The organism is Bacillus sp. FSL K6-0268, assembly GCF_038005425.1.
Lineage (GTDB): Bacteria > Bacillota > Bacilli > Bacillales > Bacillaceae_G > Bacillus_A > Bacillus_A thuringiensis_S.
In genome coordinates this window covers 173,959-189,779 of record NZ_JBBOTF010000002.1, presented here as the reverse complement: position 1 = coordinate 189,779, position 15,821 = coordinate 173,959, and the positions used below count along the sequence as shown (strand labels likewise).

Genomic DNA, 15,821 nt, shown 5'->3' with positions numbered 1-15,821 from the left:
AATACTGCGATATTAAAATCTTTTTAAAGCTTTAAAATGCCAGATTTCTGTCAGTCTTTTAACTTCGATTCAAACTTGGGTTCGTTCCATGCGCAGCCATATGAAAAACCTAAGCTTTTTTGATTCTTTCATCGATTTGATGGATAAGCTTTTCTAGTTCCACCGCCGTTTCTAAATCGGCTGTATCATCTGCGATTTCCGTTAATTTCTCAGATAATGTCAATAAGAAATCTGTAAGTACTGTCATTTTTTCCCCTCCGTATAAAATTTCAAATTTGATTCATACTATCCATAGGCTGATGAATAGCCTACACTTGTATGCCAGTTATTCAGCAACTTCTTAGATTTTCTCTTCTTCTACTGGGCAGTTAGCATTTGCTAGCTGCTTTGTTGCGTTGTATATATTCTTGATCATTTGGACATACTAGTCTTGTACCAAAATGTGTTTGTGATTCACTCATTTTCCTATCAGGACTCTCATATAAGAGTCCTCTTTTTTATCTCCTAAAAAGCCCCCCATTTAAAATAATGTTTCGCTTGGTAATAAAAATGATGATACATCCAATTCCCACTGAATTTCTTATCCAAATACACGATTTCAAAACCGTATTTTGCTTTAAATGTATTTAGCCTTCCCAGTAATGCTAGTGGATTGTATTTGGAATGATACTTTCCTTGTAACATCTTCTCATATCCATGTAGGTCCTCCACAATTAAGGTGAAGGGGATATCCTTACTACGAATCAATTCATTTTCAAAAGCTGTTTGTGTGTTCTTTTGCAGATTCCCTGTGATTTCATCCATATGGGCTTTCCGTTCTACTCGGCTATCTAAATAGATATCACGAAATATGCCCAGCTCTTCATTTTTCGAAATCATACAGCCGTAATCACCAGTATCTAATTTTTGATTTTTTATCGGTATTCCCTTTTGATGTAAATAATCTCGAATATGAGTATTATCTTTCTCTCTCGTATCCATCACGATGATGAGTGTTTTAAGAATGTTATTTATTTCCGTACCGGTATAACGATAACTAATCATGCTCCTACTCCTTTCTTCGCATGTATAACTGCACGTTCATATATCTTTCTTGCCATTGCATCCGATTTATTATTTTTAAACGGACGATTATCTTTATAGATGTCTGTCCATCCGTTCTTCGCAAGAACAATCGTCCAGTCATAAAACAGTTGTAAAGAATCTACATCGGCCACTAACCAGGCATATAATTTTTGATTATGCTGCCATCCACAGAATTGATATAAGATTTTCAACATGGTGATTTCCTCCACACTCTCATTCTTCCAGGAATGAAACCATGTATGGATAGCATTAAAATTTTGTTCAGCCATTTGCATGACTTCCATTGAAATTAAATCCTGTCGCTTGATCGTAATACGACCGTCACTTTCGTCTAGATAAATGTTTGCACCCGCTTTCCAAATTTCACTCAGTATTGTTAATATTTGTGCCATCTCATCTCCCTCTTCCTAATCCAAATGACCATGTATGGTAGGCCATATTAGTAAAAAGCTTTCTTTTTTTTGCTTTCATCCACAAAAAAACAAGCATAAACCACTTAATTAACCCGTTACAAACGTTGTTATATCAGTGGTTTGAGCATATTTTTATCCTTATCGTTATCAAAGGTTAACTCGATCTCCGTTGTAGAAAAATAATATATATATGTTTTATAAATATTTATTATTTTTGGATATATATAAAATAAATAACCAATAATAACATAATAGAAAACGAAACTCTCTTAACCCTTGATATGACTGAATTTCAGGTCAATTTAAAAGAGGTTATCAAACTATTTTTCGGTCATTTCCGTTTACTGAATCATCCACCTTTTTATTGATATACTTATAATTTTGTTTTTGCATACCACCACCATGTAAAAATACTTTATTTTTTGCCCCACGCTTTTTCACAATATTTTTGTTTCCTAACAATCTATAGACGGTTCGATTCTTTAAACTGATTTCCCCCTCATCATTGCACCAACGAGAATATTCGTTATACAGTTCTTTCGCCTCTATCTTCGCCTGTGGATGTTAAAAGCACATATCCAGTAGAAAAGGTTCGAGGATATCCATTTCCTCTTTGTAATGACTGGTCGTGTCTTGAATTACTTTTGGTTCTCCTAATCCCTCACGTTACCATTTCAAGCAGCCTTCAATAGCCCAATTCAATATACCGGACATCTCCATTGCCAACTTTTTAGGCAGCTTACGGTCTACTTTGTCTTTCGGTATCGTTACAGTAAACGGCATCATTCGAACCCTACGCCATATCCCTTCATCCATTCCTTTGATAATTGGCTTATGATTCGTTGTAAAAAATACCTTAAATTCTGGTTGGAACTCAAAATATTCTTGTCTTAAAAATCGGGCTGTGATTGGTTCGCCGCCCGTAATTTGCTTCACTAATCCTTCCGATAATTGTTGTCCTTCCTCACTCTCAACAGCTGATACAAAACGAGAACCTGCCAAACGAGCAATATCATTATTTGCCCCATTATCGTTTTTCTTTTTAATAAATGTTTCACTATTTGTTTACTTGGCATAATCACCTAACAAGTTTTTAATTGTGTTAATAAATGTTGATTTACCATTTCTTCCGCTACCATAAAGGAAAAGCATCACCTGTTCGGATATATCACTTGTTAATGAATATCCAATCGATTTTTGAATGAAGCCTATTAATTCGTAATCTGTATGTCCTTCTGTATCTTTGAAAATACTTTCCACAAACGCCTTCCACTTAGGAAAAAATATAAAAAAATTAAGAAATAAACATAATCTTTCACAAAAAGCATTCGGGGAAATAGCTGGTGTTTCAGATAAAGCAGTATCAACTTGGGAAAAAAACTTAAAAGAACCCAGGATGGGAACGATTCAAAAAATTGCTGATTATTTCGGAATATTAAAAAGTGACATCATTGAAGAGCAAGAGTCTAAAATCACTCACATTAGACCTAATCAATCAAAGATTGAAAATAACTGTACAACCCTTCCTGTACTTGGAGCAATAGCAGCTGGAACTCCGCTTGAAATGGTCACTATAGAGGAATGGGTTAATGTTCCTGTTGAAATTACTGATTGTCATCCTCATGCTTTTTTATTAAGAGTAGTTGGAGATAGTATGAATAAAATAGTGCCACCAGATGCGCTGGCATTAATTGATCCAGATATTGAAATTAAAAACGGGGATATTGCTGCTGTAGCAGTGAATGGACTTGATGCAACCCTAAAAAGATTTTATAAATTCCAAGATGGAATAACTTTAGAGCCAGAAAGCTATAACCCTGAACATAAAACATAATTTTATGATTCTAAAACTGAAAAATATACACCTGTTGTAGTAAAAGGGAAATTAGTTTGGTACATGGCACCACTTAATATAAAATTTTAGATTATAAAGGAGAATTCTTTTGACAAAAGCAGCTATATACATTCGAGTTAGTACACAGGAACAAGTTGAAAACTATAGTATAGAAGTTCAAAGAGAACGAATTCGGGCATTCTGCACTGCAAAAAATTGGGACGTCCATGATGAATATATAGACGGTGGTTATTCAGGTTCTAATCTAAAAAGACCTGCCATAAAAAAACTTTTAAACGATTTAAAGAACATAGATGTAGTCGTTGTATACAAATTAGATAGGCTATCACGTTCTCAACGAGATACACTAGAACTAATTGAAGAACATTTTAAAAAAAACAATGTAGACTTTGTATCTATCACAGAAACATTAGATACTTCCACACCATTTGGTAAAGCAATGATTGGTATTCTATCTGTATTTGCTCAATTAGAACGTGAAACAATTGCAGAACGTATGAGAATGGGACATTTAAAAAGAGCAGAAAAAGGATTAAGAGGTAATGGTGGAGACTACGATCCGGCTGGTTACACTACACTAGACAAGACAGATTCTTAATAATTAAAAAGGACGAAGCTAATCATATACAAAGGGTTTTCGATTTGTATGAACAATATCATTCAATTACTAGAGTGCAGGAAAATTTAAAAGTAGAAGGCTATATTGTGTGGAGATTTCGCAGATATCGAGATATTCTCTCTAATACTTTATACACAAGACACATAACTTTTGCTGGAAAAACATATAAAGGTCAACATAAACCAATCATTTCACCAGAGCAATTTAAACGTGTGCAGTCGCTTTTGAAACGCCATAAGGGATAATGCCCATAAAGCTAAGCAAAGCCTATTATCGGGGCTAATAACCTGTTCTTGTTGTGGAGAAAATTATGTAGCATACAGTACAGGCAAATCTAAAGATGTTGAATCCAAAAGATATTATTATTACATTTGTAGAGCCAAGAGATTTCCGGCTGAATACGAAAGAAGATGTGTAAATAAAACATGGTCTAAGCAAAAAATTGAAGACATTATTATTAGTCAAATGAAATCTTTAACTATATCTAAATATCACACCCAAAAAAAAGAAAAACAAATCAACTATGCTAAGCTAATCAAATAAATAGATAAAAAAATGGAACGACTTTTGGATTTATTTACGACAAATACAACCATAAGTAGACAGCTCTTAGAACAACAAATGGAAAAACTCAATTCAGAGAAAGAAAAACTTATCCTAAAACAACAAAGTTCCGAACAAGAAATTTCAATCTCTAATGAAATGATTGAGAAAACAATGAAATCTTTTAACACCTTAGAGTTCAAAGATAGACAAATATTAATTAATAAATTTATACAAGAAATACAAATCGAACATGAAAACGCCACAATCACTTGGCGTTTTTAAAATAATATTTTTATGCTTTCATTTCCAGCTGTTCAACCTGTCCCAAAACGGAAAAACACATCCCCACGGCTAAAGCCGCAAGTCCTACACCTTACGGTGTAACGGATGGGATTCTTGAATGACGAAACGTTCGCAGTCCATTTCTGTTTTGAACAGCCTTCAAGATGAGGGTGTGCCATCCCCCCTCCTAAGACAGACTATATAGGTTCTTAGGCTGATTGACTATTACCGCCAACCACAGTTGCGTAGCGAATATTCATCGCCCCAACGATATCACGATGTTTCTCAAATCCACATGGGCACTTGTATGTTCTGTCTTGCGCCTTGTTCTTTCCAGAACATTCCGGACATGTTTGACTTGTATAAAAAGGGTTCACATATTCGACCTTTATGCCCACTAATGTCGCTTTGTACTCGATGAATTGTGCGAAACGATGGAATGACCAAGTGTATAGATTTTTCTCGTTTTTACGGCTTGTTCGTGCCGTCTGTCTGATGTTCGTTAATTGCTCTAATCGAATGGTAGAGATCGTATGATCCGTTGCAAAATCGACGATTTTACGACTTACTTTGTGGTCTGGGTCTTGCATCCATCTTTGTTCTTTAGTAACTACTCAGCCACCTTTCGGTGGCTTTTTTTAATTTTACTAGTTTCATATGCCTCCTATTTGTAAATACTGAGTATATCAAACAGGGGAGGTGAATATTATGGTCGATCGAAAAATTATTTTAGATACATATAAAAAAGGACCTGAAGCTGTTATTTCTTTATTTGAAGAAACATTTTCTAAATTAGAAAAACGTATACAAGAACTAGAAAATGCTTCAAAAAAAAACTCCAAAAATAGTCATAAGCCACCTTCTACAGATGGTTTAGGTAAGCCTGTTACAAAAAGTTTGCGCAAACCGTCTCATCGTCAAACCGGTGGCCAGTTAGGCCACAAGGGACATACTCTTGGTTTGACAGCGACTCCAGATCATACGATTACACATTCTCCTACATATTGTACTTGTTGTCATACTTCCTTGAACCACGAGCCTGTAAAAGGGTATCGCATTCGCCAAGTGTATGACTTACCACCTATTCAGATTGAAGTGACAGAACATAAAGTAGAACAGAAAGAATGCCCACATTGCCATTCTATCCAAGAAGCCCAATTTCCTTCGACAGTATCTCGTCCTGTTCAATATGGTCCAAATATAAAAAGACTGATTCCCTATTTAACGCATTATCAATGCATTTCTTTGAAGCGAACAAAAGAATTCTTTCAGGATTGTTTTGGACATTCTATAAGCGAAGGAACCCTGGTAAATCATACACAGGCTTTCGCTTCTCAATTGCAGCCATTCATAAAAAAAGTAACGGAAAAGATCCTGCAGTCTCCTATTGTCCATTTTGATGAAACCGGTATGCGTGTAGAAAACAAAACACAATGGTTACATACTGCCAGTACACCGGAGGTGACATTGCAACATATTCATCACAAACGCGGAAAAGAAGCAATGGATGCGGGCGGAATTTTACCGTCTTTTTCTGGAATTGCGATGCATGATGGTTGGAAATCGTATGATGCGTATACAGATTGCCGACATGTATTATGTAATGCCCATCTCTTACGAGATTTGCAAGGAATTATAGATAGTACGGGGCAAAAATGGGCGCAACAGATGCAGAAATTTCTCACGCAAGCTTTAACGCTGAAAAAACAATACAAAGGAAATCTGCCAAAAGTAAAGCAACAGCACCTGTTTACTGTTTATCAAGCTATATTGAAAGAACAACCAGTCTTTTCTACAGAATTAAAAAAGAAAAGAAAGCAGACGCCTGCTCAAAATTTATGGAATCGCTTCGTCAAATATGCTGACAGAATTCTAGCATTCTTAGAACATCCAGACATTCCATTTGATAATAATCAAGCGGAACGGGATATTCGAATGACGAAAGTCAAACAGAAAGTGTCTGGGACTTTCCGAAGTAAGAAAGGCGCAGAATCTTTTTGCCAGATACGAAGCTTTATGAGTACCATGAAAAAACAAAAACAATCTGTCTTACAAGCGATAGGACAAGTTATAGAAACCGGAACGGTTCCTTGGAATCGCACAACTTCATAAGAGAAATTCTCTGTTTGATTTAGATTCTTTCTCTTATTGGAGTCTTTTCTTTTTTATGTTTTCGAATGAAAACATGTATTTGGTATGCCCTTTTTCCTAATTAAGCTGAGTAGTTACGTTCTTTATCATCAAGTTGACGAAGAGCGTTCAAGATCCTGAACATAGAAGAAAAGTTCCGGTTGAGTTAAATAAAGACGAAAGTAAAAACACTTTGGCTAGAGCTGTATTTTTTAATCAATTAGGAGAAATTCGTAATCGATCCTATGAAGATCAATTACATCGTGCAAGTGGACTTCAACTCATTATTTCTGCGATTGTAATCTAGAATTCTATCTATATCTCTCGTGCAATTGAAACGTTACGGAATAATGGTATTCATATTTCAGAGGAATATATGCAGCACATCTCTCCATTAAGCTGGGAACACTTACAGGCGATTATATTTGGAATTTAAATCAAAAAGTGAATTTTGAAAACTTACGGCCACTACAAAAAAATAGAATAAAGCAAAAATACAAACACAGGGAAAATCATTTTCTCTGTGTTTGTATTCCTTAACGTGCGATCTTTTTTCGGTCGTGTGACCCCAAGAAGGTAAACTACAAAACAAATCTCAGTTTGGGTTAACAAAGCTTTCTTGAAGAAACGCTTTGCATCCTTATGATTTCTGGTTTTACTGAGATAAAAGTCAATCGTATTTCCCTCAGAATCAACCGCGCAGTATAAATACATCCATTGCCCTCTTACTTTTATATATGTTTCATCTACTCGACATGAATCATTTGTTTGTTTAAGATGACGTCGAATCCGTTTATCCAGTTCCGGTCCGTATTGATGGACCCAGCGCATAATCGTGGTATGCGCTAAGGATAATCCTCTTTCTTCTATCATTTCCACCAAGTCTCGAAAACTTAGATGGTACCGTAGGTACCAACATACAGTTAATACAGTGATATCCGGTTGGTAATGCTTCCATTTAAACAAATTATCCCTTTGCATACTGATCATGCACCTTTATAGAGCAATACTATCAGTATGTCCAAGGTTTAGAGATTACTTGCAATTTCTCGATTTTTTGCACCAGAACCCATAGTACTGCCTGTTCCCTATATAGATATCCATATTTTTAAAATATGAACGCATTATGACTTCTTAAAAAAAGATGATGGTGTATAAAGAATTGTTATCATATAAAGTTCATCCGACAGGCCAGTAGGAAGCCAGTCACCTAGTGATACTTCACCTGGAGAATCATAGTAGTGCGTTCCCACGATTATATCTGGTCGTTTATCGGTATTAAGACCTACTAGAACCTGCTTATACCTCCCATCGGGTGATAGGAGTGTAATTTTTTTGTTTACTAATTCATTCAATGGTGTGAAAATTGATAAAGAGGACATACAAAGACTCTCCCCAGTAGGACATGAACATATAAATATTGTAGGAAGGTATTCGTTTCACTTACCAGAAGAAGTTGAAAACGGGGCTTTACGTTCATTAATCAAAATAGAAGAAAAATAGATGATATAAAGGGGGTTGGTATGTGTTATTGCCATTTTTGTTCCGTTACTACACAAGCCCCTAATTCAGGTCTTAATAAAGCTGTTTTTTGATTATTTATAGGGCTTCTTTGCTTTTGTGTACCATCTTTCTTGAGACCATTCCTTCGGACATCAAAACAATAGCTTCCGGAGGAAACAGAATCTTGGGTAATTACATATTTTGCTATAGATTCCTTTAATTCAGGATCTTTATTTGAAATTAATTGACTTGGGATACAGGTGGAAAAATATTCTGTAAATTGATCGAGAATATCTTTCAAATTTTCTTTCTTCGGTCGTGTGACCCCCTCTTGGTCATTTAAAAAGTGAATCTTTCTATTTGCAAAAAATAACCAAAGTATCCAACACAACTGTGCGAATTCAAGAAAAATTAAACCACCTATCCCCTAAAGAATTTAGGGAACAGATGGTTTAGGTGTTTTGATAGGTGTCCTATAACTCCAGTATTAAGAGATATTATTTCCTCATTCAATAAGGAGGAGAAAAGGTAAAAGTGTTATCTGGATCCAGGAGTAACAGCCAGATAGAAGTCATTATCATTATATGTAAACATTTTCTTAGCAAGTGTCGCAGTACGCTGTTGCGTTAAGGTGTTTAACCCATCCCCTGGTACAACTGTATAATCAGACTTAAGTTGATATGTTACCCCCCAGAAGTAATCATATGGGTATGATGCAGGTGTAGGTGTAGTTCCAGAACTTAAAGTTTGGGTTTGTGTGTGTTGCTCTGTAACGTTAATAGAATGACTATAGGTTCCTGTTAATTTTGAACTAATTTCATGTGTAGTTTCAGCAGGTAAGATACCGCCCCCTGCTTTTATAGTCATTTTATATCCAATTTCTAAAGCAACTGATCCTGCATCTGTTTTAGATAACCCATATGTTAAACCGTCACTAAATGTATAGGTACCATTTCTAGGGGTTAAACCCGAACCTACTTTTTGAAAAGAAGTATCTCGCTTGACTTTGTTACCAGTAAATGCATTATTATATAGAGCATACTTTGGATGTTGTGAATTTATAGTAGCAAATGGTTTTCTTTCTAAAGTCTCTGGATCATAATAACTAAATTCTAAAGAACCATTTGTCAGTTTTTCTATACTAATATTATAAGCAGCGGCCAATGGATCTGGAAAACCCTGTGATGGTGGACGGCCGTTCATAAACAGTATAGAATACTCAAGATTCATAGATGAAAAATAGAGCATGGGGCCAGCATCTCCAGATTCACTGTGAATAGACCCCTTTTCCGGAATCGGATCATTTGGATTAGATGGCAAAATAGGATAAGGCGCCTCTGATCGATTTTTAATCCCACTAGTATATACAGGTGTTTTAACCCCATCCTTGAATAAGTATCCTTGGATGACACGCTCTTGCAGTGGTGTATTACTCTGTTGGTCACTTGATTGTTGAGGTGTTCCTGTTGTATTTTCGGCAGCAAAACTAGATGCCGGCGAACAGAGGATTGCTGCACTTAATAAAGTAATAGGTGCTATTTTCTTAAAATTCTTACGTGTTTTCATTTTTTCCCCCCTCATGTATATTGATGTTTATTCTGCAATTTCAATATAACTGAAAATATGTAAACTTAACACATTAAAAAAGAATTTTAACAAAGGGATAATGTAAAAAAGAGAACTATTTTTTACAACAATGATGTGGCGGATTCCTCTCGATAAAAATCTGAATTATCCAATTTCTATAAGAAAAACCGGGAAAACCACCCGGTCCTTTTTCGTCTAGCGAAAATCCGATAAATTGTACATAATCCCATCAATCCCTGTGTAATCCTGCGGATACATATCTTCACCACATCGTTCACAGGAAAACCTAGGCGGAACAATCGAATCTCCTACATCCATGATATCAAATCTTCTTACCACAGAATCGGGAATATTTTCTGTTTGAGCACAGCCTACACAAACATACTGTACATAGCTAATTCGCTTATGTCCAACTGTGTTTTTCTTCTTTTTCTTTTTTCGATGTTTGCTTACTGGCGAAATAATCAATCACCCTCTTTAAATAATTTCGCGTATTTTGGCATAAAGCTACTTTTATTTTCCATTCTCTGCTTTCTAGGCAGACTTCCCCCTTGTATTCATAAAATGATTCACATTTTGGACAAAGAAGAGGATCTTTTTTTCCACTCGCGATAACTCGTTCCCTCCACGTCTGACGACGTAGTGTTTTTTTCACTTTTATTATCCAACGTCTGGCTTTCTTTTGCCATTCATTTAATAGTTTTTTACATAATGTTTTAATTCGACGTGCATACATGCCATAATGACGAATCATTTTGAATTGCTCATCTGGAATATGACGAATTAATCGAGAAATAAACTCTTCTACAGATATCGTTTCTACTTTTTTCCTCCCATCTAATTTGTCCGTATATGTAAAAGAAACAGATTGCCCATCATATTCCTCGATCCGGTTCAACCCAATAGCAGGTCGACGAATATAGCGGCCAATATACCGAAGTTGTTTTTTTACGTTTCCTTTCTGTTTCGGAGCATGTACATAGAAGCCTTTCCCATTATCAGAAAATGCTTTTTGAAGTTTCGATTGAATTGGCTTTTTTTCTGCCACCGTGAGCTCTTTTCGAATCAGTTTTAACACGATGGTTTGCCACTGTTTCCGAAGCATCTCAAACGGAAGAAAATCATACCCTTTCCACTCTCCAATCTTTGTCATCCCACCCATTGTAACAAGTATATGAACATGCGGATTAAAATTAATTCTAGTGCCGAAGGTGTGAAGACCTACGATAATACCGGGTGTTACCTTAATTTTCTTTTGAAAATAATCCACCAACAGCCTGGCGGCCTCATCCATAAAAATCTTTAATAAATGGCGGTGCAAAAGAAAAATATCTCGAAGTCCTTCATCTACGGTAAAAATAACATGACGATGATTCACCTGAAGTACGTCTTCTGAAAGAAGTCTACTCCATTCTTCACTTTCTCCTACAGAACAAGTTGTACAAAATCGTCCTTTACAACGATAAGGAACTTTTCGAACATGATGACACCCTTCACATACAAACAATTTAAATCCATTTTCAGGGTCTCCACACCCTCTAAATTTTTCAATTTCTTTCAAAACAACTGGACGGATCCTCGCTCCATATTTATCTTTAAATCGTTCCCAATGATTATGTTCATCAAAGAAAATACGTTTTAATATATTTGCTTCCATAACTAAAAAATATCACAATCTAGCGCATTATGGAAATTCCAAATATTGTTCAAAATCCCTTACATAACAAGCTTTCCAAGGAAGCAATTCGTGCTTAAAAACTTATACTTTCTTATCTTTTAAAAAAAGATGCCCACAGGCATCTCAATTAAATAATTAATATCTCCATTTTACAAAGTATCTTTTGTTTGTACCAAAATCTATTCACTAACTAAGATGGTGAGTAATTGCAAATAATCTGTTGTATATTTTAATAATTCATCATGGATACTATCAATGCATTCCATTTTATATAAAGGATAATGTTGAAAAATTTTAGAATAACTTTGGAATAATTGCACGATAATCTGTTCATTTAATTGAGATGGGGACGCAGAGACACCTACCAAAATGAGTTGTAAAATCGAAAATTCTATGTTAAATACTAAAAAATTTCTTGCAAGCATGTTCCTATCATACGGAAAGAGCTGATGCTGCAAATAATACGAACAATAATTTTCTAAAATTCGTTCCTGTTGTGTGAAGAATGGTTTGTAATAGGTATCATAGTTATTTTTATACATTCGTAAGAACGCATCCCTATCGATAGCTTCCTTTGAGTGAATCTCCATTCCTTCTTTAAAAAGTTGTAAACATTCCTGAAATCGTGGTGATATATCATGTGCATGTAAATCATTTTCCATTTTTAGAATACTGTTTAACAAAAGAGGGATCTTTAATTCAAAAACATTCTCCCGTTTATGTTTCAATTCGATATTTACTTGTTTTTGTGCCAATTTGGCTGCTTTATCTATTCCCATTTTATTGTGAAGCCCATGACAAAATGCATTCACAAATACCCCCATCAACCGAATTCGTTGTGATAAAGAATATTCTTTTCGTCTGAGCAAATGTGTCATATGTTTATGCATCTTTTTTACGTAGTTTGAATTTATTGGGAAATCAGATGAACTTATAACCGAGTCCTTAGGATCTCTACTTATAGATGCGCCCCATTCAAACGATGTGTTAGTTAATAAAACAATACGTGCTATTTCCGGACAGGAGAGGTAGCATGTTTCATAATAAGCATGATGGACTTTCTGAGTGGTTCGAGGATACAATTTACAAGTCTTACATAATGCATGAAAGCCATGATCTATCTGGATTTGACACAATTTTTCCGCGGTTAAAAATGAACACTCTCCTGCAGAATTAAACTCAATTGTCGCATAAGCTTCTTCTGATATAGCTGTATCATTTTTCTCTATATGTTGTAGGAGATTTGTTTCTTTTGTAGCATCTAGTTTTTGATATACTTCATATTCTTCTTTGTCCATAAAAATTTTCCAATTCATCTGACAACAATTATCTTCACAACTAGAACCGATGCAAGAAAATTGAGAAGTATATTTACTTGTAAAAAAATTGTATTTCATTTTTATGCAACCCTCTTTCTGAAAGTTCATACCTATCCTCACTATTATGCATAATAAGTGAGGAATTGAAGAAATTATAATGGAATGTATTATTTTTAGATATACTTCAAGGCTAAGATTATTTACATGACTCCTTTATGAAGGAAGTACCAGTGATAAAGCTATATTTTAAAAAAATTAAAACTTTGCACCAGAACCAATGGGAGTATGTATTCTAAATTATATTTTAGCCAAAAATATAATAAATTATAGAGGGGTTTTTGCTCATCCCCTGTAAGTAAAATATGTTCTTATCCGGCTCTGTTGCAAAGTTTGAGAAAACATAGATCTGCGTACAAAATACTATTGTAGTTTAGGTTGATCTGAATAATTTCTGTAGTTCATTGTACGTCGAAAAGACGGAGTTTGATGAAAGACTCCGTTTTTGTTTAAATATAACTTGAATGGTTCCAATCCCTTTGATCGTACTAGGGGTATAATCAAACATCCATCAACTTAAGAAATTTCACTACCCCCAATTGTCAAAAACGTTATTCTTTCTAGAGTTACCTAACATTTTAGTAATTTACCAATCTGAACTTTTAAATCCAACAGCACCTGCAATAATTAATGCAGGTATCTCTAAAACTCCATGGAGCAAAATAGTAAGACATACTTCATACCAAGAAATATTATTCATTAAAGCAGAAGAGACTACCATGCCATTAGCAATAAGTCAGAAAACACTTATGCAACCGAATGAGAAAAATCCTAAAATTATTGCGAAGATAGAATTTAAGTTATTCATTACTAGCCACATGATATCTAACCGAGATTACTACACTTGAAGCAAACAAAAAGCTGATTTCCTTATTGTATAAAAAATCAGCTTTCTGCTTAGGTATTGATTGAAAGGTTACTTATTTTAACGTTTCATCAAACATTTTTTCAATTTTATCAGCATCTTTTGATATAGCTAAAAGGATATAATTATCTTTTGTTTTTAAAACATGTTTTTCTATTAAGAAATATTCGTCTGGAAGATAATCCTTAAAGCTTTTTGATTTGTTTTCAATCCTATTTAAAATCTTACCTTTTATGGTTTCTACATTTTTGGTATCTTTTACTTTCATTATAGCAATTTCATCTGCTTTAATATTTGTAGGAGCGGTATATATCGCAAAACTTTCGACTTCATCCGTACTAATATTATATAACTTTTGGAGTTGTTTACTATCCCCTTCCCTCATTTTTTCTAGGTTAGTAACACGTTTCATTTTCTCTCCTATTTCTGTCGCTGAAAAACTATTACCACCTTCTTTTTTACCTGAACAACCGTTTAAAACCCCTAACGTAATCATACAAATTATAATAGTAATAACGAATCTTATGTTAAGAATCTTCAATGTATTTAGCATACGTTTACATTCTCCTTTTTATTTAGTTATTTTCATATTACATTCAAATCCGGATTCTACTATTTTATAAATATCGCCATAAACCTCAATTAAGTGAAATGGTGATTATTCTCATTATAGAAAACACATTATATTTAATCCTTTTATTCAGATAAATTATTTATAGATGAATCTTCAAAGAAGGTATTTCCATTATAAAGTATTAACATATCATTAATTTTATTTTTTTGTATTAACATATTTATATTATCTGTATAGTATCTAAGGTCAACTATATAGATTTCACTAAAATGCGGTAGTAAAAACGGCACTAAAGAATTTGCATACGAATCTTTAACAACTAATAATTTTTTTCCGTTTGTATTATCCGTTTGTATTTTTATTAACGGATGATTCCCATTAAAAAATATAGTATATTTATCTTTTTTCTTGATATTCTCCATTGCATAAAGAGTCGTTGTTGTTTTGTTTTCATCACTATATTCAACCTTATACTTGTTGGCCTTTTTTTGTTCATATAATTCTATGCTATCAGGCGCTATATTTCTAAAACCGGATTTTGAATATAAGGACCCATAAAAACTATTTGTAATTTGTTTCGTATTGAATGCATCCATTTTATTAGGCGTAAATTCCATGCTTTTCCCCAGCTCTTGATAAGCATAATATGCACCCTTGGTGGTCCAATGATGATCCGTTTTGTAATATATATATTCATTTTTTTTAGAATTTAATACAGGATATACATCAATAAAGTTTATAGCCCTATCTAGAGATTTTTTTACTTTATTAATATAAGTAAGTTCATCTGAATGAGAAACATAGTTTGGGAGTTTATTTTCTAAAACACTAATTGCTGTAGGTACTAACATGACTTGGATTTTTATATTAGGATTAGTAATATGGAAATCATTTATTGCTTCTATTTTACTTTTTACATCTTGGTCTTTAGGCTTACTAAACTTTTGAAGTAAAAAACCGTCTTTGCCTATATACACACCATTATTCTCTCTCTTACCTATTGCTCGTTCCATGCTAGATTTCATACTTATCCAACTATCCCTGAATGCAAATTGATCAGAAATATATTTTTCATAACTCACAGTGAACTTTTTTTCTATTAGATTTTGAAAAGAGAAATCTGGAAACTGTTCTAATTTTCTATTCTCCTCATCTGAAAATGTTTTATTGGGCGTTAATAAATTTATAACAAGCATGCCCCCTATAAAGAGTGATAATAATCCAGCCATCATATATGTGTATATTTTTTCATACCGATTCAAGTAACTCACCTCTTTCAAAATACATCCGCTATTATTGGTCTATGA

At 34.1% G+C, this 15,821-nt stretch carries 17 protein-coding genes and 6 pseudogenes; 9 read left to right on the top strand and 14 right to left on the bottom strand.

What is annotated here, in order from left to right:
- Positions 1 to 109: 109 nt before the first annotated feature.
- The 4 genes and pseudogenes from MHI28_RS31705 to MHI28_RS31690 form a co-directional block, all read right to left on the bottom strand.
- Positions 110 to 247, bottom strand: a complete 138-nt coding sequence (locus tag MHI28_RS31705; protein WP_340828558.1) for a hypothetical protein — start codon at positions 245 to 247, stop codon at positions 110 to 112.
- A 257-nt stretch (positions 248 to 504) separates the two neighbouring features.
- A complete protein-coding gene (locus MHI28_RS31700) occupies positions 505 to 1,044 on the bottom strand; it encodes an ERCC4 domain-containing protein (protein WP_340828557.1) in 540 nt (179 codons plus the stop codon).
- Positions 1,041 to 1,478 (bottom strand): hypothetical protein, encoded by a 438-nt coding sequence (locus tag MHI28_RS31695; RefSeq protein WP_340828556.1) that lies wholly within the window; start codon positions 1,476 to 1,478, stop codon positions 1,041 to 1,043. The genes MHI28_RS31700 and MHI28_RS31695 overlap by 4 nt, the downstream gene beginning before the upstream one ends.
- 336 nt (positions 1,479 to 1,814) lie before the next feature.
- A pseudogene (locus MHI28_RS31690) lies at positions 1,815 to 2,777 on the bottom strand (DNA primase family protein); the annotation flags it as partial.
- On the opposite strand from MHI28_RS31690, the gene MHI28_RS31685 reads away from it, so the two are divergent.
- The 5 genes from MHI28_RS31685 (at position 2,743) to MHI28_RS31665 (ending at position 4,801) form a co-directional block, all read left to right on the top strand.
- A complete protein-coding gene (locus MHI28_RS31685; RefSeq protein WP_340828555.1) occupies positions 2,743 to 3,333 on the top strand; it encodes a LexA family protein in 591 nt (196 codons plus the stop codon). The pseudogene MHI28_RS31690 and the gene MHI28_RS31685 overlap by 35 nt on opposite strands.
- 109 nt (positions 3,334 to 3,442) lie before the next feature.
- Entirely contained in the window at positions 3,443 to 3,952 is a 510-nt protein-coding gene (locus MHI28_RS31680; RefSeq protein WP_340828554.1) for a recombinase family protein, read from the top strand.
- Between the two features lie 44 nt (positions 3,953 to 3,996).
- A complete protein-coding gene (locus MHI28_RS31675; RefSeq protein ID WP_340828553.1) occupies positions 3,997 to 4,218 on the top strand; it encodes a recombinase family protein in 222 nt (73 codons plus the stop codon).
- The gene (locus MHI28_RS31670) at positions 4,208 to 4,516 is read left to right on the top strand and encodes a zinc ribbon domain-containing protein (protein WP_340828784.1); all 309 of its coding nucleotides are present in this window, start codon (positions 4,208 to 4,210) and stop codon (positions 4,514 to 4,516) included. Before MHI28_RS31675 ends, MHI28_RS31670 begins: the two co-directional genes overlap by 11 nt.
- 24 nt (positions 4,517 to 4,540) lie before the next feature.
- Positions 4,541 to 4,801, top strand: coding sequence for a hypothetical protein (locus MHI28_RS31665; RefSeq protein ID WP_340828552.1), 261 nt, complete (start codon positions 4,541 to 4,543; stop codon positions 4,799 to 4,801).
- A gap of 209 nt (positions 4,802 to 5,010) precedes the next feature.
- On the opposite strand, the pseudogene MHI28_RS31660 reads toward MHI28_RS31665, so the two are convergent.
- A pseudogene (locus MHI28_RS31660) lies at positions 5,011 to 5,406 on the bottom strand (RNA-guided endonuclease TnpB family protein); the annotation flags it as partial.
- Positions 5,407 to 5,509: 103 nt separating this feature from the next.
- Between MHI28_RS31660 and tnpC the strand changes: the two are divergent.
- Together tnpC and MHI28_RS31650 are read left to right on the top strand one after the other, a co-directional pair.
- The gene (tnpC, locus tag MHI28_RS31655; RefSeq protein WP_340828062.1) at positions 5,510 to 6,913 is read left to right on the top strand and encodes an IS66 family transposase; all 1,404 of its coding nucleotides are present in this window, start codon (positions 5,510 to 5,512) and stop codon (positions 6,911 to 6,913) included.
- Between the two features lie 145 nt (positions 6,914 to 7,058).
- A pseudogene (locus MHI28_RS31650) lies at positions 7,059 to 7,471 on the top strand (Tn3 family transposase); the annotation flags it as partial.
- Between the two features lie 69 nt (positions 7,472 to 7,540).
- Here the strand turns inward: MHI28_RS31650 and MHI28_RS31645 are convergent.
- A pseudogene (locus tag MHI28_RS31645) lies at positions 7,541 to 7,912 on the bottom strand (IS6 family transposase); the annotation flags it as partial.
- A 354-nt stretch (positions 7,913 to 8,266) separates the two neighbouring features.
- On the opposite strand from MHI28_RS31645, the gene MHI28_RS31640 reads away from it, so the two are divergent.
- A complete protein-coding gene (locus MHI28_RS31640; RefSeq protein WP_340828551.1) occupies positions 8,267 to 8,434 on the top strand; it encodes a hypothetical protein in 168 nt (55 codons plus the stop codon).
- Between the two features lie 25 nt (positions 8,435 to 8,459).
- On the opposite strand, the gene MHI28_RS31635 is transcribed toward MHI28_RS31640, so the two are convergent.
- Positions 8,460 to 8,735, bottom strand: coding sequence for a DUF6037 family protein (locus MHI28_RS31635; protein WP_340828550.1), 276 nt, complete (start codon positions 8,733 to 8,735; stop codon positions 8,460 to 8,462).
- A 32-nt stretch (positions 8,736 to 8,767) separates the two neighbouring features.
- Here MHI28_RS31635 and MHI28_RS31630 point away from each other — a divergent pair.
- Positions 8,768 to 8,890 (top strand): annotated as a pseudogene (locus MHI28_RS31630) (IS3-like element ISBt2 family transposase); the annotation flags it as partial.
- Between the two features lie 81 nt (positions 8,891 to 8,971).
- On the opposite strand, the gene MHI28_RS31625 reads toward MHI28_RS31630, so the two are convergent.
- From MHI28_RS31625 to MHI28_RS31595, 7 genes and pseudogenes are all read right to left on the bottom strand, one after another.
- Positions 8,972 to 10,000 (bottom strand): hypothetical protein, encoded by a 1,029-nt coding sequence (locus tag MHI28_RS31625; protein WP_340828549.1) that lies wholly within the window; start codon positions 9,998 to 10,000, stop codon positions 8,972 to 8,974.
- 424 nt (positions 10,001 to 10,424) lie between these two features.
- A complete protein-coding gene (locus tag MHI28_RS31620; RefSeq protein ID WP_100910182.1) occupies positions 10,425 to 11,678 on the bottom strand; it encodes an IS91 family transposase in 1,254 nt (417 codons plus the stop codon).
- A gap of 200 nt (positions 11,679 to 11,878) precedes the next feature.
- Entirely contained in the window at positions 11,879 to 13,096 is a 1,218-nt protein-coding gene (fliB, locus tag MHI28_RS31615; protein ID WP_340828783.1) for a flagellin lysine-N-methylase, read from the bottom strand.
- Between the two features lie 352 nt (positions 13,097 to 13,448).
- A pseudogene (locus tag MHI28_RS31610) lies at positions 13,449 to 13,562 on the bottom strand (IS6 family transposase); the annotation flags it as partial.
- A 99-nt stretch (positions 13,563 to 13,661) separates the two neighbouring features.
- Positions 13,662 to 13,796 (bottom strand): stage II sporulation protein M, encoded by a 135-nt coding sequence (locus tag MHI28_RS31605; protein ID WP_340828547.1) that lies wholly within the window; start codon positions 13,794 to 13,796, stop codon positions 13,662 to 13,664.
- Between the two features lie 199 nt (positions 13,797 to 13,995).
- Complete coding sequence (locus MHI28_RS31600; RefSeq protein WP_340828545.1) at positions 13,996 to 14,493, bottom strand: DUF4358 domain-containing protein; 498 nt, start codon at positions 14,491 to 14,493, stop codon at positions 13,996 to 13,998.
- Positions 14,494 to 14,636: 143 nt separating this feature from the next.
- Positions 14,637 to 15,776, bottom strand: coding sequence for a DHHW family protein (locus MHI28_RS31595; protein ID WP_340828543.1), 1,140 nt, complete (start codon positions 15,774 to 15,776; stop codon positions 14,637 to 14,639).
- Positions 15,777 to 15,821 lie beyond the last annotated feature (45 nt).